The organism is Leisingera sp. S132, assembly GCF_025144465.1.
Lineage (GTDB): Bacteria > Pseudomonadota > Alphaproteobacteria > Rhodobacterales > Rhodobacteraceae > Leisingera.
The window spans coordinates 2,365,251-2,381,824 of the sequence record NZ_CP083553.1 but is presented as its reverse complement, the minus strand read 5'-3'; the positions used below and the strand labels follow the sequence as shown (position 1 = coordinate 2,381,824).

At 65.9% G+C, this 16,574-nt stretch carries 17 protein-coding genes; 9 read left to right on the top strand and 8 right to left on the bottom strand.

The features are described 5' to 3' along the window. The first annotated feature begins 178 nt into the window (after nucleotides 1-178). Nucleotides 179-1,672 (top strand): Do family serine endopeptidase, encoded by a 1,494-nt coding sequence (locus K3725_RS11780; protein WP_409201570.1) that lies wholly within the window; start codon nucleotides 179-181, stop codon nucleotides 1,670-1,672. Nucleotides 1,673-1,756: 84 nt separating this feature from the next. Here K3725_RS11780 and K3725_RS11775 read toward each other — a convergent pair whose 3' ends face one another. The 4 genes from K3725_RS11775 to K3725_RS11760 all read right to left on the bottom strand — a co-directional run bounded on the left by K3725_RS11775 (nucleotide 1,757) and on the right by K3725_RS11760 (nucleotide 4,463). Beyond that, nucleotides 1,757-2,269, bottom strand: a complete 513-nt coding sequence (locus tag K3725_RS11775) for a bifunctional 2-polyprenyl-6-hydroxyphenol methylase/3-demethylubiquinol 3-O-methyltransferase UbiG (RefSeq protein WP_260015520.1) — start codon at nucleotides 2,267-2,269, stop codon at nucleotides 1,757-1,759. Between the two features lie 343 nt (nucleotides 2,270-2,612). Beyond that, nucleotides 2,613-3,281, bottom strand: a complete 669-nt coding sequence (locus tag K3725_RS11770; protein ID WP_260015519.1) for a Crp/Fnr family transcriptional regulator — start codon at nucleotides 3,279-3,281, stop codon at nucleotides 2,613-2,615. 89 nt (nucleotides 3,282-3,370) lie between these two features. Next, on the bottom strand, nucleotides 3,371-3,910 hold the full coding sequence (locus tag K3725_RS11765; protein ID WP_260015518.1) for a peptidoglycan-binding domain-containing protein: 540 nt from the start codon (nucleotides 3,908-3,910) through the stop codon (nucleotides 3,371-3,373). 70 nt (nucleotides 3,911-3,980) lie between these two features. Further along, nucleotides 3,981-4,463, bottom strand: a complete 483-nt coding sequence (locus K3725_RS11760) for an OB-fold nucleic acid binding domain-containing protein (RefSeq protein ID WP_409201568.1) — start codon at nucleotides 4,461-4,463, stop codon at nucleotides 3,981-3,983. Nucleotides 4,464-4,629: 166 nt separating this feature from the next. Here K3725_RS11760 and K3725_RS11755 point away from each other — a divergent pair, with 166 nt between their 5' ends. The 3 genes from K3725_RS11755 to K3725_RS11745 all read left to right on the top strand — a co-directional run bounded on the left by K3725_RS11755 (nucleotide 4,630) and on the right by K3725_RS11745 (nucleotide 7,730). Beyond that, entirely contained in the window at nucleotides 4,630-4,953 is a 324-nt protein-coding gene (locus K3725_RS11755) for a 2Fe-2S iron-sulfur cluster-binding protein (protein ID WP_039167587.1), read from the top strand. Next, nucleotides 4,953-5,759 (top strand): VCBS repeat-containing protein, encoded by an 807-nt coding sequence (locus tag K3725_RS11750; RefSeq protein WP_260015517.1) that lies wholly within the window; start codon nucleotides 4,953-4,955, stop codon nucleotides 5,757-5,759. Before K3725_RS11755 ends, K3725_RS11750 begins: the two co-directional genes overlap by 1 nt. Nucleotides 5,760-6,005: 246 nt before the next feature. Continuing rightward, a complete protein-coding gene (locus K3725_RS11745; RefSeq protein ID WP_260015516.1) occupies nucleotides 6,006-7,730 on the top strand; it encodes a DUF1217 domain-containing protein in 1,725 nt (574 codons plus the stop codon). Nucleotides 7,731-8,076: 346 nt separating this feature from the next. Here the strand turns inward: K3725_RS11745 and K3725_RS11740 are convergent, their stop codons facing one another. Both K3725_RS11740 and purD read right to left on the bottom strand, forming a co-directional pair. Continuing rightward, complete coding sequence (locus K3725_RS11740) at nucleotides 8,077-8,562, bottom strand: N-acetyltransferase (protein WP_260015515.1); 486 nt, start codon at nucleotides 8,560-8,562, stop codon at nucleotides 8,077-8,079. Between the two features lie 240 nt (nucleotides 8,563-8,802). After that, nucleotides 8,803-10,068: a phosphoribosylamine--glycine ligase gene (purD, locus tag K3725_RS11735; protein ID WP_260015514.1), complete on the bottom strand. Its 1,266-nt coding sequence runs from the start codon at nucleotides 10,066-10,068 to the stop codon at nucleotides 8,803-8,805. Between the two features lie 136 nt (nucleotides 10,069-10,204). On the opposite strand from purD, the gene xseA reads away from it, so the two are divergent. After that, nucleotides 10,205-11,704, top strand: a complete 1,500-nt coding sequence (gene xseA / locus K3725_RS11730; protein WP_260015513.1) for an exodeoxyribonuclease VII large subunit — start codon at nucleotides 10,205-10,207, stop codon at nucleotides 11,702-11,704. Between the two features lie 19 nt (nucleotides 11,705-11,723). Here the strand turns inward: xseA and K3725_RS11725 are convergent, their stop codons facing one another. After that, a complete protein-coding gene (locus K3725_RS11725) occupies nucleotides 11,724-12,119 on the bottom strand; it encodes a hypothetical protein (RefSeq protein ID WP_260015512.1) in 396 nt (131 codons plus the stop codon). Nucleotides 12,120-12,251: 132 nt separating this feature from the next. On the opposite strand from K3725_RS11725, the gene K3725_RS11720 reads away from it, so the two are divergent. From K3725_RS11720 to K3725_RS11705, 4 genes are all read left to right on the top strand, one after another. Then, nucleotides 12,252-12,893, top strand: coding sequence for a lysoplasmalogenase (locus K3725_RS11720; RefSeq protein ID WP_260015511.1), 642 nt, complete (start codon nucleotides 12,252-12,254; stop codon nucleotides 12,891-12,893). A gap of 77 nt (nucleotides 12,894-12,970) precedes the next feature. Then, nucleotides 12,971-14,155 carry a signal recognition particle-docking protein FtsY gene (gene ftsY / locus K3725_RS11715; protein WP_260015510.1) on the top strand — a complete coding sequence of 395 codons (1,185 nt, stop codon included), beginning with the start codon at nucleotides 12,971-12,973 and terminating at the stop codon, nucleotides 14,153-14,155. Between the two features lie 36 nt (nucleotides 14,156-14,191). Then, nucleotides 14,192-15,094: a DMT family transporter gene (locus tag K3725_RS11710; protein ID WP_260015509.1), complete on the top strand. Its 903-nt coding sequence runs from the start codon at nucleotides 14,192-14,194 to the stop codon at nucleotides 15,092-15,094. Nucleotides 15,095-15,124: 30 nt separating this feature from the next. Then, nucleotides 15,125-15,736 carry an inner membrane-spanning protein YciB gene (locus tag K3725_RS11705; protein ID WP_260015508.1) on the top strand — a complete coding sequence of 204 codons (612 nt, stop codon included), beginning with the start codon at nucleotides 15,125-15,127 and terminating at the stop codon, nucleotides 15,734-15,736. A 98-nt stretch (nucleotides 15,737-15,834) separates the two neighbouring features. On the opposite strand, the gene K3725_RS11700 is transcribed toward K3725_RS11705, so the two are convergent. Then, entirely contained in the window at nucleotides 15,835-16,524 is a 690-nt protein-coding gene (locus K3725_RS11700; RefSeq protein ID WP_260015507.1) for a glutathione S-transferase N-terminal domain-containing protein, read from the bottom strand. Nucleotides 16,525-16,574: the final 50 nt, after the last annotated feature.

The following is a 16,574-nucleotide window of genomic DNA, read 5'->3' as shown; positions in this document are numbered from 1 at the left end:
CTGATCCGGTGCCGGCGGCGGGCCCGCGGGTCTTCACGCTGGCTTGAATGCGTGCATCATTGGTTGCGCGCCGGACGGAAGTTCCTACATTGGGACCATAAGACTCTGCCCGGCGCCGGCGGCGTTTGCGCCGGTCCGGGACGGAGGCCAAGAATTGAAAATGACAAGGAGTAGATCCGTGCAGCCACAGGCAATTGCAATTTCCGGCCGGGCAGGCAGCAGCGGCGCGATGATCCGGCTGGCCTGGCTTCTGGTGCTGAGCATGGCAGTCCTGCTGATGCAGGCGGTATCGGCAATGGCCCGGCCCGAAAGCCTGGCACCGCTGGCCGACAAGGTCAGCCCGGCGGTCGTCAACATCACCACCAGCACTGTTGTGGAGGGCCGCACCGGCCCGCAGGGCATCGTGCCGGAGGGCTCGCCGTTTGAGGATTTCTTCCGTGAGTTCCAGGACCGCAACGGCAACGGCAATGGCAACCGGCCGCGCCGGTCCTCTGCGCTGGGCTCGGGGTTTGTGATCTCCGAGGACGGCTATATCGTCACCAACAACCACGTGATCGACGGTGCAGACGAGATCGAGATCGAGTTTTTCCCGGGTGAGGGCCAGCCCAAGGAACTGCTGCCCGCCAAGGTGATCGGCACCGACCCCAACACTGACATCGCGCTGTTGAAGGTCGAGGCGCCGGCGGCGCTGAAATACGTCAAGTTCGGCGACAGCGATACCGCCCGGGTGGGCGACTGGGTGGTGGCGATGGGCAACCCGCTGGGGCAGGGGTTCTCGGTTTCCGCGGGCATCGTGTCGGCCCGCAACCGGGAGCTTTCGGGCTCTTATGACGACTACATCCAGACCGATGCGGCGATCAACCGGGGCAATTCCGGCGGGCCGCTGTTCAACATGGACGGCGATGTGGTTGGCGTGAACACCGCCATCCTGTCGCCCAACGGCGGCTCCATCGGCATCGGCTTCTCGATGGCGTCGAATGTGGTGGTCAAGGTGGTGGAGCAGCTGAAGGAATTCGGCGAGACCCGCCGCGGCTGGCTGGGTGTGAAGATTCAGGATGTGGACAGCGATCTGGCAGAGGCAATGGGGCTGGAGAAGGCCCGCGGCGCGCTGGTGACTGACGTGCCGGAGGGGCCTGCCAAGGCGGGCGGCGTTCTGGCGGGCGATGTGATCGTCAGCTTTGACGGCGCCGACGTGAAGGACACCCGCGGCCTGGTGCGCCAGGTCGGCAATGCCGAGGTCGGCAAGACTGTGCGGGTGGTGGTCTACCGCGAGGGCAAGACCGAGACGCTGCGGATCACCCTGGGCCGCCGTGAGGATGCCGAGCGCGGACCTGCCAGCGAAGACGGCAGCGGCGAGGCGCCGGGCAGCACCGAGAAGGAACTGCTGGGTCTGTCGGTTGGCGTGCTGACTGAGCAGATGCGCACAGAGCTGAACGTGGCCGAGGATGTCGAGGGGCTGGCGGTTCTGTCGGTGGACGAGACCTCGGAAGCCTGGGAGAAGGGGCTGCGTGCGGGGGATGTGATCACCGAGGCGGGCCAGCAGAAGGTTGCCGCGATCAGCGATCTGGAGGCGCGTGTGAGCGAGGCCAAGGAGGCCGGCCGCAAGTCGCTGCTTCTGCTGGTGCGCCGCGGCGGCGAGCCGCGTTTTGTGGCGCTGAACCTGTCGGAGTAATCGCGGGCAGGCATTGCTGAAAAGTCAGGAAAGGCCGGGCAGATGCCCGGCCTTTTCCGGTTGTCCCAGGGGCGGGATCCTGGTTCAAGCCCGCTGCATGAAGAGGAGACCGCGGCTGTCCTTTCCGGTGCGCCAGGTGCCGGGCTGCCTGGCAAAGAGCTGCCGGAAGTCCTCCAGATTTCGCTTTTCATCCGAGATCAGCACCCAGCCGCCGGGCCGCACATGCGGCAGGCACCGGGTCAGAAGATCCCTCCGCTGCGGCGCGGTCAGCATGTGCAGGGTGCGGTCAAACAGCAGAATGTCGTATCCGCAGTCCGGCGCCCATGCGGCGAGGTCGGCGGCGATGCCGGTCACCGCGAGGTTCTCCCGCTGCGCTGCCGCCAGCATGTCCCGGATGCCATGCGGTGAGAGGTCGATGCCGGTGACGCGGTGGCCGAGGCGGGCGATGAACAGTGCGTCCCGGCCCTGGCCGCAGCCTGCATCCAGAACGTCCAGTCCTTGCGCGTCCAGTTGCTCGAAAAAGGCGGTGAATGCGGGGGACGGCGCACCGAGCGCGTCCGGGGTTTCGCGGTAGAGTTTGTCATAATCATAAGCCATGCGCGGCACCGTAGCGGCGGGGACGTGGCTTGGCTAAGTGAATATTTTTTAACTAAGGGCGCGCGGCGGGGAGGCCCAAGACTTTTCAAAAAGTCTTGGCAAAAGTTTTCGGAAAACTTTTGCGCTGCGCGTCCGGCGAAGGGCTGACGGGCTGCAAAAAGGGGAAGAGCCATGTGCTGGCGGGCACATGGCTCTTGTTGGACAGGCAGCCGTTGGGATGGAACGGATAACGGCCGTCTATGCAAGCGTTATGGCGCGCTGCGGGCCCGTGTTCTGTGACCGGGATTACAGAGCGCGGACTTGGGTGAGGAAAACCGCAAATATTCCGACAGCAGCGGCTGGGTCAGATGGAATCCGGTTCGGCCAGAACCGCGAGTTCGCTGCGGTCGAGGATCTGCACGCCGCCGCGGCTGATGCCGACCAGGCCGCTGCGCTTCCAGGCGGCGAGCGTCTTGGAGACCGCCTCGCGGGTGGCGCCGACAAATTCGGCCAGTTCCGCCTGCGACAGGGCCACGCGGCCGTCGCTGGTTTCGGGGGCGAGATACAACAGCTTGCGCGCCAGCCGCACCGGCATCGGCAGGAACACCTGCTCGTTCAGCTGGGTGTTCATCCAGCGCATCCGCTGGCCTGCCAGCCGCAAGAGGTCGGCGGCGAGATCGGGGTGCTGGCGGATCTGCGCCAGCACGTCGCCGCTGCGCAGGCGCAGGACCCGGCTGGGCTCGGCGGCGATGGCGGTGGCGGTGCGCTCGCCGGGATCAAACAGGGTGATCTCGCCGAACACCGCGCCGGGGCGCATCATGTCGAGCGACAGTTTGCGGCCCGAGGCAGAGAGCACCGAGAACTCCAGCGCGCCTTCGGCAATCGCATACAGCGCGTCGCCCGCGTCGCCCTGCTCGAACAGCACTTCGCCCTGGCGCAGGCGCACTTCGGTGGCCTGGCTTTCCAGCATCCGGCGCAGCGGGCCGGAGGCACCGGAGAGAAAGCCGGTGTCCGGCAGGCGGGTGGTCAGCATGGTGTTTGTCTCATTTATGTCTGGTGCCCGGTGCCCGGACCTTAGCAGAGCGCGGGGCAGCTGGGAACCGGGCAGCTGAACCGCCTGGTTCAGCCCGCGACGGCAATCAGCCCCAGCCTGCGAGCGGAGGCCAGCGTCAGGGTGCCGCTGTCCAGTCCCAGGGGCGCCTGGTAGCGCTGCACCGCCGTGCGGGTGGCGGCGTCCATCTGGCCGTGCACCGGGCCGCGGTAGAGGCCGCGCGCCGCCAGCGCCCGCTGCACGGTGCGGACGAAGTCCGGTGTCATCATTTCGGGGCAGGGGATTTCGATCCACTGCTCCTGCCGCGGCCGCACGATTTGCTGGCTGGTCTCGGTGCGGAAGGCGGCGGGGCGGATGACCTTGCCGCTGGCGTCCAGCTGCGCCGGCTCGGCCAGCACCTGGCTGGTGACGGTTTCGATGACGGCCGGCGAGGTGTGCTTGCTCCAGCAGGTGCCGGGAGCGGCACCGGGCGGCGCATAGCGGCCTGCACGGGCGGTTGCGCTGCCGGGACTGCCGGGCTGCGGCTGGACGCAGGCGGGCAGCGCGGCCAGTGCCGCCAGCAGCAGGGCAGGCGCCAGGCGCCGCGCGAGTGTCAGGTTGGATGGCATCATGCCCGGTTGCCTCTTGCCGGCGCCTCTGTCTGTCCCGCTGGCGGGGGGGGGCCGTTGCTTTGGCGGCAGCCTAGCCGAGTTCGGGGGGCGGCGCAAAGGCCGGATCGTCCTGGCGCCCCTGATCCGCCAGCAGGAGGTCCAGCATCGGCGAGATGTCCTCGACGTCTTCGGCGATCACATGGGTGACGGAATGCGCCCGCTGCAGCCGCCCGGTGATCCGCAGCATCCGCCCGGAAATCACCGCGCGGCGGAACGCTTCGTAGATCTTGCGCCAGACGATCACATTGACCACGCCGGTCTCATCCTCGAGCGTGACGAAGATCACCCCCTTGGCGGTGCCGGGGCGCTGGCGCAGGATCACCAGGCCCGCGACGGTGATGCGGGCGTTTTCCGGGGGCTCCTGCAGCCGGGCGGCGGGCAGGCAATGGGGCGGGTGCGGCCAGGGCGGCGGGCTGGTCTGCCGGCCGGTTCGCAGGCCGGTTTGCGGGCCGGTTTGCAGATCGGGCCCGGCGGCTGCACGGGCTGGCACGGGAGGGGGCGCGGGGGCTGGCATGAGGAAATCACCCCTGGGGTTGAGAATATTTGAGTGTGAACAAATATAGAACATGGGGCGGTAAAGTCCAGCAGCGGCAGGGCGGCGTCGCAATTGGGGGTGGCACCGGCGCGGGCGCTTGGCTACACAGTCGCGCAAGTACCGGAAAAGGGAAGAGAGCTGAGGAATGGCAAAGATCACTTATATCGAGCACAACGGCACCGAGCACGTGGTGGATGTGGCCAACGGGCTGACCGTGATGGAAGGCGCGCGCGACAACAACATTCCGGGCATCGAGGCCGATTGCGGCGGCGCCTGCGCCTGTTCCACCTGCCACGTCTACATTGCGCCGGACTGGGTCGAGAAGCTGCCCGCCAAGGATGACATGGAAGAGGACATGCTGGATTTCGCCTATGAGCCCGACCCGGCCCGCTCGCGCCTGACCTGCCAGATCAAGGTGAGCGACGCGCTGGACGGTCTGGTGGTGCATATGCCCGAGAAGCAGATCTGATGACTGCGGGGACGGCGGCGCGGCGTCTTCCGCTGCGCGTCCGGCCCCGTTTTGCCCGCCGCGCCTGGCGGGCGTTGTGCTTGGGGCTGGCCCTGGCCGGCCCCGCTGAGCTGGCGGCTGGAGACAGGATTGTCTCGGCCCGTTTCAGCGAACCCACCACGCGCTATGGCCATGCAGTGCTGGGCGATGATGTGGAATACGGTGCGCTGGTGCTTCAGGTGGAAAACACCGGCCCCGGCGGGCTGTCCGCAAAGGCCGTATACGAGAAATCCGAGATTTTGATCCGCCTGCCGCTGGATCATGTGTTCGAGGACATTGCTCCGCGGCTGGCGGATGTGACCGGCGACGGCAGCCCCGAGGTACTGGTGGTGGAAACCGATGTGGCGCAGGGCGCCCAGCTGGCCATTTATGGCGCGCACGGTGAAAAACTTGCCGGAACCCCGCATATCGGCACCCGCAACCGCTGGCTGGCCCCCATCGGCGCCGCGGATCTGGATGGCGACGGGCATGTGGAGATCGCCTATATCGACCGGCCGCATCTGGCGAAAACCCTGCGCATCTGGCGGTTCCGGGACGGCGCGCTGCATGAAGTGGCCAGCAAGGCGGGCCTGACCAATCACCGCATCGGCGAGGACTTCATCACCTCCGGCATCCGTAACTGCGGTGAGGGGCCGGAACTGGTGATGGTGAGTAGCGGCTGGCGCCGGATCATGGCCGCGCGGCTGCGGGATGGTGAAATCACTGCCCGGGACATCGGTCCCTTTGATCCTGGCACCAGGCTGGCGGACGCATTGGCCTGCCGCTGAGCGCAGCGGGCGCAGCCGGCCCGCGCCGCGCCTTGCGCGGCGCCCGGCCCAACGGCGCGGCCCATCCCCGGATGGGCTGAAGCAGGCGGGAGAGCCGCGTCTCCGCCTTGGGTGTGATCCTTGCCTGCGTCTTCCGGCAGGTCTGCACGGGCGTTACCGAAATATTCATTCCCTTTGGATAGCCTGCGGCAAATGGGAAAGTGCCGGCGGCGCCGGCCGGGGCATGTTTTCACAGGAGACACGCGCGTGAGTTTTACACCCTATGTGTTCGGCACCGGTATCGCCGGCTGGACCTTCCTGCAGCGGACTCAGGCCCAGCAGCAGGAAGTCTATGAAAAATCGCCGATTCTGGACCGTCAGGTGCAGGATTTCAAAGAACGCATCACCAGCATTCAGAGCTCGGAGCAGCTGCTGGATGACTACAGCCTCCTGCAGGTGACGCTGGGCGCCTTTGGCCTGGATGAGGACATCGGCAACCGTGCCTTCATCCAGAAGGTGCTGGATTCCGACCTGAGTGATTCCAAGTCCTTTGTGAACCGGCTGAACGACAGCCGCTATCTGGCGCTGGCCAAGACCTTTGGCTTTAACAGCCCGGACGGCCCGCAGCTGCCCAGTGCAAAGGGCGGCAGCGAATTTGCGGGCATTTCCACAGCCGATGACCTCCTGTCCAACGCGACCCTGCTGAAAAAGGCGCTGGATAACGTGGGCCTGAAGGGGATGGAGAACAACCAGTTCTTCCTGCAGAAGGTGCTGGAATCGGATCTGAGCGATCCGGATTCTTTCGCCAACAAGCTGACCGACACCCGGTTCGCCGATTTTGCCAAACAGTTCGAATTCAACAAACCGCCGGAATATGACAGCAGCATCCAGGCGCTGGTGTCGGAGTTCAATCAGCACACCGACGGGCTGGCCAGTGCCGATGACCTGCTGGAAGATGAAGAGCTGCTGCAGGCGGTCATCGACACCTTCGATCTGGAGCGCACCAGCAAGGATTTCCTGCGCCGGGTGCTGAACTCGGACACCACGGATCCGGATTCCTTCGTGAACCAGCTGGAGGACACACGCTATCTGAATGTCTCCCGCGCGTTCGGCTTCGGCTACCCGGACATCGGCGCGATGACCGACCCGGATGAGCTGCTGCTGAACCCGGAGCTGCTGGCGGATGCGCTGGACCTGTTCAACGTCAGCGACCGGGGCGAGACCTTCCTGCGGCAGGTGCTGGAGTCCGATCTCAGCGACCCGAATTCCTTTGTGAACCAGCCGGACAACATTGCCTATTACGATTTTGCCGAGGCGTTCCAGGGCACCTGGCCGGATTATGTCAGCAAGATGCAGGTGTTCTCTGATGAGATCACCGACAAGCTGGACAGCCTGTCCACCGCCACCGAGCTGGTATTCGACCTGAACCTGTTTGAGGCCTCGCTGGATATCTTCGGGCTGAGCCACCGCGACAGCGACTTCAACGTCATGATCAAGACGCTGGATTCGGATCTGTCTTCGGAAATTTCCTATGCCAATCTGCATCATGACAACAACATGAAAGCAATGGCTTACGCCTTCTCCTTCAACAAGGGAGAAGTCGCGCAGGACTATCCGGACGGCTTTGCCGATGAGCTGGCAGACTTATACACGACCCGCCAGTTCGAGATCGAGATCGGCAATTCCGATCCCAACATGCGGCTGGCGCTGGCGCTGGAGCGCGAGTTGCAGGCGGTTGCGGATGAGGGCGGCAGCGAGAACGCCCATTGGTACAATATCATGGGCTCGCCGCCGCTGCGCACCATCTTCGAGACCGCACTGGCGCTGCCGTCCGGTTTTGGCCAGCTCGACCTCGAGCGCCAGCTGGTGGAGATGAAGGACCGGGCCTTCTCGTCCTTTGGGACCACCCATCCGGCGGATCTTCTGGAGCCGGACATGCTTGACCAGTTCCGCAGGCGGTTCCTGCTGATGACGGATCTGGGCGGTTTCTGAGGCACGGGGCAACCCGGCCCCAAGGCACTGGCAGGATGATCCGAGGCGGGCCTGAGCGCTGCGGCCGGTCCGCGTGTGCGTCACAGGCGGCCCGCTGCGGACGGACGCCGGATTTGCGGTCTCTTGAACCGCGTCTTTCACCTGACTGCCACCGGACTGCTGCCGGCGGGCTGCCCCGGACTGCCACCAGCGGATTGCCTTCGGACTGCTGCAGGATGACGGGAGGCACCTCTTTGGGGGGCAGCCATCAGGCCGGAGTGCAGGAAGCAGACCGCGTTCCTGTGCAACCTGTCCAAGCTGGTTCGGGGGCGGCTCCGCTTTGTGCCATTGAGCGCCAGCCCGTTGTTCAGTCTTGGGCCCGGCTGTCTGGCACGGCTCTTTCCATGGTGACGGAGGTCGGTCTGGCGAACCCGGGGTGCGCGGTCTCGCCCGTCTTGCGGAACCCCATCCTGGCAAAGGCTGCGTGGTTTTCCGTCAGTTCAATTCTCGACTGCAGCCGCAGCACCGGCAGCCCCAGTGCCCGGGCGCGGGCTGCGGCCAGCTCCACCAGCGCCCGGGCCAGCCCGGTGCCGCGATGGGGGGCGTCTGCCGCGAGCTTTCCAAGATAAAGGCAATCGGGGCGGGGCGTCAGGAACATGCAGGCCGCAGGCGGCGTGCCAATGACCCAGATCTCCCCGTTGCGGCATTGATCCTGCAGGGCGGCCAATGACAGGCGGTGCATGGAGGAAGGGGGATCGATGCGCCCCTCCATAAAGGCAAAGCTGCGCTGGATCAGGTCCAGCACATCCTGCAAGCAGGGATCATCGGGAGAGAGCCGCCGGGGCGCGGTCATCGATCCGGCCCTCCGGCTGCTGATCCGGGCTGCGGCAGGCGGCTGGGGGCGGGGGCGCGCATCATGAGGCTGTCCTTCCTGACCGTCAGGATATCCCGGGGCCGCACCCCTGGCAAACCGCGGGCGCGGGCACGCCGGCCGCCGGGCGCGGCAGCGTCCGGCCACGCCCAACTGTGAGGGGCAATCTGTGATTGGCCCGGAGCAGGCGGGAGGGCCTGCCTGCCGGTACCTGGGGGCGGATTACTTCAGCGCGCGCCAGCCGATGTCGCGGCGGAAGAAGCCCTGCGGCCAGATGACGCCGTCCACCATCGCATAGGCGCGGTCGCGGGCCTCCTGCAGGGTTTCACCGCGGGCGGTGACGTTCAGAACCCTGCCGCCAGCGGCCAGCACCTTGCCGTCCTGCGCCTTGGTGCCCGCGTGGAACACCATGTTGCTGCTGTCCTCGGGCAGCGCGTCCAGGCCCTTGATCTCGGAGAATTTCTCGTAAGACCCGGGATAGCCCTGGGCCGCCATCACCACGGTGATCGCATGGTCATCCGCCCAGTTCACTTGCGCCTCGCTCAGGCGGCCCTCAGCCGCGGCGTGCATCAGGTCCAGCGCCTGGGCGCCCAGGCGCATCATCAGCACCTGGCATTCCGGGTCGCCGAAGCGGACGTTGTATTCCACCAGCCGCGGCAAACCGTCCTTGATCATCAGCCCTGCGTAAAGAACGCCCTGATAGGGCATGCCGCGTTCCGCCATCACCCGCATGGTGGGCTTCACGATCTCTTCCATCGCGCGGGCCTCGATCTCTGCCGACAGAACCGGTGCGGGGGAGTAGGCGCCCATGCCGCCGGTATTGAGGCCGGTGTCGCCTTCGCCGACGCGTTTGTGGTCCTGGGCGGAGCCGATCGCCAGCACGTCCTCGCCGTCGACCAGCACAAACAGGGAGGCCTCTTCGCCTTCCATGAATTCCTCAATCACCACCTCGGCGCCGGCGCCGCCGAAGACGCCGCCGAACATGTCGTCGATGGCGGCCATCGCCTCGTCCTCAGTCATGGCGATGATGACGCCCTTGCCGGCCGCCAGACCGTCCGCCTTGACCACGGTGGGCACGCCGTGCTCGCGCACATGCGCCTTGGCGGCCGCTGCATCGGTGAAATGGCCGTAACCTGCGGTGGGGGCGTTTGCCGCGTCGCAGATTTCCTTGGTGAAGCTTTTGGAGGCTTCCAGCCGGGCGGCGTCCTCGGAGGGGCCGAACACCAGCAGGCCTGCCTCGCGCAGCCGGTCGGCGACGCCTGCCGCCAGCGGCGCCTCGGGGCCGACGATCACGAAGTCGATGGCGTTTTCCTCGGCGAAATTCACCACCGCGCCGCCGTCCTCGATGTCAAAGGCCGCGCAATCGGCGATCTGGGCGATGCCTGCATTGCCCGGCGCCACGATCAGGCGATCGCATTTGGGGTTCTGCATCACTGCCCAGGCCAGTGCATGTTCACGCCCGCCGCTGCCGAGGATAAGGATGTTCATTAGCGCATTCTCCGATCTGCCTGAGCCCTGAGGCTCCCCGGGTGGCCTCCCGGGGCTTGCCTTGCTTGCGGCGCGTTCTATGCTGCGCGCGACTTCAAAACAAGACCGGCCAAAGGCCGCAGGAGAGCAGTCCCCGATGTCCGACCTGTTTGACGATCCGCAGCCCGGGCAGAACGCCCCCGAATTCACCGTTTCGGAGATTTCCGGTGAGGTGAAACGCACGCTGGAGGGCACCTTTGGCCGCATTAGGGTAAAGGGTGAGGTGGGCCGCGTGTTCAAGGCGCGCTCCGGGCATTTGTACTACGACATCAAGGACGACCGTTCGGTGCTGGCCTGCACGACATGGAAGGGGCAGATCAGCGGCTTGTCGGTGGTGCCGGAGGAAGGGCTTGAGGTTGTTGTCACCGGCCGGCTGACGGCCTTTGGCGCGCAGTCCAAGTACAACATGAACGTGGATGAGGTCGCGGTTGCCGGCCAGGGCGCGCTGATGGCGCTCTTGGAAAAGCGCAAGAAGCAGCTGGAGGCCGAGGGCCTGTTTGCGCCGGAGCGGAAACAACCGCTGCCCTATCTGCCGCAAATCATCGGGGTGGTGACTTCGCCCTCGGGCGCGGTGATCCGCGACATCCTGCACCGGCTGCGCGACCGGTTCCCGCGCAAGGTGCTGGTCTGGCCGGTCGCGGTGCAGGGGCAGAATTGCGCAGGCGAAGTGGCCCGCGCCATCGAAGGCTTCAACCGGCTGACGCCGGGCGGTGCGCTGCCGCGGCCCGATCTGATTATCGTCGCCCGCGGCGGCGGCTCGATCGAGGATCTGTGGGGCTTCAACGAGGAGATCGTGGCCCGTGCCGCCGCCGCCTCGCAGATCCCGCTGATCTCTGCCGTGGGGCATGAGACGGACACGACGCTGATCGACTTTGTGTCCGACCGCCGGGCGCCGACCCCGACCGCGGCGGCGGAGCTGGCGGTGCCGGTGCGGCTGGAACTGATGGCCTGGAGTGAAAACCAGGGCGCGCGGCTGACCCGTGCGGCGGGGCAGGCGGTGCAACTGAGGCGGCAGCGGTTGAACGATCTGGCCCGGGCGCTGCCCAAGCCCGATACCCTGCTGGAAACCCCGCGCCAGCGGCTGGACCGGATTTCCGACCGGCTGCCCGGGGCCCTGATCTCCGGCGTGCAGCGGCGCCGGCTGCACTTGAGCGAAACCGCGGCGTCCTTGCGCCCGGCCACCCTGCGGCAGCTGGTTGAGGGGCGGCGCAACCGGCTGCAGAACCTCGCCTCGCGCCTCAGCCTGCGTCCGATCCAGCGCGAGATGACGGCGCAGAAGGATGCGCTGGGGCGGCTGGCGCAGCGGCTGGATGCGGCGCAGGCTGCACGCATCGACCGCCAGCGCCAGGCGCTGACGGCCTCCGGGCGGCAGCTGGAAATCCTGAGCTACAAAGCGACACTGGAGCGCGGCTATGCGGTGGTGCGGTCTGGCGATGAGATCCTGACCTCCAAAGCCGCCGCCGCCAAGGCAGGCGCCCTTCAGATCGAATTTGCTGATGGCACACTGGATCTGGAAGGCGGGGCGGCACAGGCGCCGAAGAAGGAAACGCCAAACCCGCCAGCAGAGGGCGGCCGCGGCCAGCGCTCGCTGTTCTAGCGGGGCATCTGCAGCGGCCTCAGGCGCCGACCTCGGGGCCGTAGCACAGCATGTCCTCGCCGATGTCTTCGGCTTCATACAGTTCGGTGGCGGAGGGGTCGTCCTCAAACCGCGCGGTCAGTCCGCGCGGCGTCAGCTCAAAGGTCCAGCACTGCGGATCGTCACGGTTTTCGTAGATGAAACAGATCCGGCCTGCATCCTCGTACCAGCTGCCTTCCTGGCACTTGCCGTCCAGGAAGGACCAGATCACCCGGCGGCCCGGCAGGTAGCGCTCGACCCCGTACATGGCGCCACCGAAGCCGTAGAACAGCGTGCGGCCCTGGGTATAGCGGTCAAACTCGCCAGCGCTCAGCGGCTCACCCGCCGCCAGCGGGGCGGGCAGGGCGGCCAGCAGGAGAATCATCAATGTGCGCATGAGGGCATTGTGCCTCAGGACGGGGTCCGGGGCCAAGCGTTGCGTGTTTCTGCCCAGCCTCCCGCGGGGTCACCTTTGACCACGCGCGGCCTGCGGGGACAGAGTGCGGGAAAACAACAGGGGAGGCAGGCGATGACGGCGGAACTGATGCTTTGGGCTGGGGCCGGGGCCTGTGCGCTGATCTATCTGCTGATGGCTGCACAGCCGCCCGGGCTGCTGCGCAGTGCGCTTAAAACGGCGTCCGTGGCCCTGCTGGCGCTGGCGGCGCTGCTGACGGGCGCGCCGTGGCTGCTGGCCGCTGCTCTGGGCCTTTGCGCGCTGGGCGATCTGTTCCTGTCGCGTGACGGCGAGGGGGCGTTCATGGCAGGCGTCGGTGCGTTTGCTGCCGGGCATCTGGCCTATGCAGCGCTGTTCCTGACCCGGGACGCGAGCGATCCGGAGCTGCTGCTGCAGATGCCCGGTGCCGCCATTGCGGCGGTTCTGCTGGTGCTGGGGCTGGGGATGGCGAAGATCCTGGCGCCGCGCGCCGGGGCGCTGAAAGGGCCAGTGCTGGCCTATATTCCGATCATTCTTGGCATGGGAGCGGCGGCGCTGACGCTGCCGTTCGGCAGTTGGGTCTTTGCCGCAGCCTGCGCCTTCATGCTGTCGGATATGGTGCTGGCGGCGGAAACTTTTGTACTGCCGCAGGATCACGCGCTGCGCCGGATCACGCCTTATGCGGTCTGGCCGCTCTATTGGGGGGCGCAAGCGGGCTTTCTGGCGGCATTTTCCTGATTTCTGCGGCGGGTTGCGCTTTGCACTCCGGCCCAATCCGCATTAGGTGGGGTGCAGACCCTTTTGCGGAGACCAAGATGGCGTTTTTCTCAAAGCTCAAGGAGCGGCTGTTCAAATCCTCCTCCAAGCTCGAGCAGGGGCTCGATGCGATTGTCGAGGAGGGTGCGGAGAGCGTTGCAGATGAGGCTGTTCAGGCCCTGGCAGAGGCCCCGGCGGTCACGCCGGAGCAGCCTGCGCCAGCGCCGGTTCCGCAGCCTGAACCCGTTGCTGAGCCGGAGCCTGCACCGGAACCGGAACCTGCGCCGGAGCCGCAGGCGGTGGCCGCACCCGAGCCCGCACCGGCACCGCAGCCTGCGCCGGAGCCTGAGAAGAAATCACCGGGCCTGCTGGGCCGCCTGATGGGCCGCTCTGCTGCGGCGGAGCCGCGCCGGGCGCTGGATGACGACATGCTGGAGCAGCTGGAAGAGCTGCTGATCGCCGCCGACATGGGGGTGGACACCGCGCTGCGCGTGACCGCCAACCTGGCCGAGGGGCGGATGGGCAAGAAGGTCTCCAGCCGCGAGATCAAGGAACTGCTGGCGCAGGAAGTGGCGCGCATCATGGAGCCGGTGGCCAAGCCCCTGCCGATCTATGCCAAGCGCCCGCAGGTGGTGCTGGTGGTTGGGGTGAACGGCTCCGGCAAGACCACAACCATCGGCAAGCTGGCCAGCCAGTTCAAAGGCGCGGGCAAAAAGGTGGTGATTGCCGCGGGCGACACCTTCCGCGCCGCCGCCGTCGAACAGCTGCAGGTCTGGGGCGACCGTGCCGGCGTGCCGGTGCTGACCGCTCCCGAGGGCTCCGACCCGGCCTCCTTGGCGTTTGACGCCATGACCAAGGCCCAGGAAGACGGTGCTGACCTTCTGATGATCGACACCGCAGGACGGTTGCAGAACCGCGCCGACCTGATGGAAGAGCTGGCCAAGATCGTCCGCGTCATCCGCAAGAAGGATGAGACCGCGCCGCACAACACGCTCTTGGTGCTGGACGCCACCACCGGCCAGAACGCGCTGAGCCAGGTTGGCACCTTCCAGCAGCTGGCGGATGTGTCCGGCCTGGTGATGACCAAGCTCGATGGCACCGCCAAAGGTGGCGTGCTGGTAGCGCTGGCGGACAAGTTCGGCCTGCCGATCCACGCCATCGGCGTGGGCGAGCAGATTGACGACCTGGCGCCGTTTGATCCGAAAGAATTCGCGGCAGCGCTAACCGGGCTGGAGAAATCCTGAACCACCGCATTTCCCGGCTGAGCAAGGGCATTTGATTTGAGCGATTGGCTGATCTCCCTGGAAGGCACCGAGGCCGGGCATCAGGCGGCGCTGTTTCTGGCCATATGGGCGGCGTTCCTGCACGCGGTGTTCGGTGCGCTGCAGAAGGGGCGGCATGATCCCTGGCTGTCGCGCGGAGCGATCGACTTTTCCTATTGCGTGATGGCGGCGCCGTTTGCACTGTTCGTGGTGCCCTGGCCGGAGCCGCACATGTGGCTGATCTTCTTCGTCGCCTGGGTGATCCACGTCTTTTACAAGCTGTTCCAGGCGCTGGCCTATACCAAGGGCAGCTACACCGTGGTCTACCCGGTGGTCCGCGGCACCGGGCCGCTGTTCACCGTCATTGGCTCCTTCTTCCTGTTCGGCGAAGTGTTCACGCTGGTGCAATGGCTGGGTGTGGCGGTGCTGCTGGCTGGGATCTTTGGCCTTGCGGGGTACAACTACCGCTACCTGACAGTGAACCGCGACACGCTGGGGATTGCGCTGGGGCTGGCGGTGGTGACCGGCTTGTTTGTGGCCGCCTACACCACATATGACGCCTATGGCATCCGGGCGACGGCGGATCCGTTCACCTTCCTCGCTTGGTTTTTCATGATCGACGGGCTGGTGTTTCCGGTCATTGCCTTCAGCCGCTGGCGCAGTATGGCAGAACCGCCTGCACCCGGGCCGCTGATGGTGCGGGGCTTCTTTGGCGGGCTGGTCGCCTTTGCGTCCTTTGGGGCGATCATGCTGGCGACGCGGCTGGACAAGGTGGGGGAGGCCGCGGTGCTGCGCGAGACCTCCACCGTGTTTGCCGCCCTTATCGGCTGGCTGGTGCTGAAGGAAACCGTGGGGCCGCGGCGGATTGCGCTGATGGCTTTGATCGCCTTGGGCGCCGTGATAGTGGAAATGGGCGGCTGAAGCCCGCGTGCAGAACTGACAGGAGGCCCCATGGCCGCAAAGAAGATCAACCCGACTTTGAAGATGCTGCTGGAACTGGGCCCCGTTGTCCTGTTTTTCATCGGCTATCTGAAGCTGAAGGATGAGGTGTTTCTGATCGGCGGCAGCGAATACAAGGGCTTCATCGTCATCACCGCGGCGTTCATCCCGCTGATGATTGCCTCCACGCTCGCGCTGTGGAAGCTGACGGGCCACCTGTCGCGGATGCAGTTTGCCACATTGGTGCTGGTGGTGCTGTTCGGCGGCATGTCGGTGTGGTTCAACGACGACCGCTTTATCAAGATGAAGCCGACGATGCTGTATCTGCTGTTCGGCGGCCTCTTGGGCATCGGCCTTTTGCGCGGGCAGAGCTGGCTCAAGGTGGTGATGGAAGAGCTGATGCCGCTGCAGCAGGAGGGCTGGATGATCCTGACCCGGCGGCTGTGCGCGTTTTTCTTTGGCCTGGCGGTGGCGAATGAGCTGATCTGGCGCACGCAAAGCACCGAGATCTGGGTCTATTTCAAGACCTTCGGCCTGCCGGTGGCGATGTTTGCCTTTTTCATGTTTCAGGGAACGCTGCTGCAGAAATACGGCAAAGAAGAAGAGGCCGGCCCCGCGGAGTGACCTCTGGCGGCAGCGGCGGGCTCCCGCGTCTTCGCGCGTCATCAAAGATGAAGCCTTGGGCAGGGCAGCGCACCTGCGGTGCGCTACGGGCGCGCGGCTTAGCGGTCTTGGCCGAAAATCACCTGCTGCGCCTTGGTGTCGGACCGGTCGGCGCGCAGGTCCGCGTGCAGTGCCCGGCCCGCCACCACGCCGGGGCGCGACCACATCAGATCCAGCCAGCGGGCTAAATTCGGCTTGTCTTCAAGGGCCTGCTGCTGGCCTTCCCAGAGCGAGGCCCAGGGCCAGACCGCCATATCGGCAATCGTGTAATCTGCACCTGCCACATACTCAGTTTCTGCCAGCTGCCGGTCCAGCACGCCGTAGAGGTGGGCGACCTCAGAACGGTAACGGTCCTTGGCATAGGGCAGGTCCTCAGGCGCATACTTCAGAAAATGGTGCGCCTGGCCTGCCATAGGTCCGACGCCGCCCATCTGCCACATCAGCCATTGATCCACAGTCAGGCGGGCGCGCTCATCCGCGCCGTAGAACTGCCCGGTCTTGCGGGCAAGGTACTGCAGAATGGCGCCGCTTTCGAACAGCGAGACCGGCGCGCCGTCCGGCCCGTCCGGGTCGATGATCGCGGGCATCCGGTTGTTGGGGGAGATCTTCAGGAACTCCGGCGCAAACTGATCGCCTTTGCCGATGTCGATCAGGGTGACGTCAAAGGGCAGGCCCATTTCCTCCAGCGCGATGGAGATTTTCCAGCCATTCGGCGTAGGCCAGTAGAACAGCTGGATGGGGTCCTGCATCATGCGCCTCCGTCTGTGTGCGGGACCACAGGAGCACGGGCGGCGGCGGT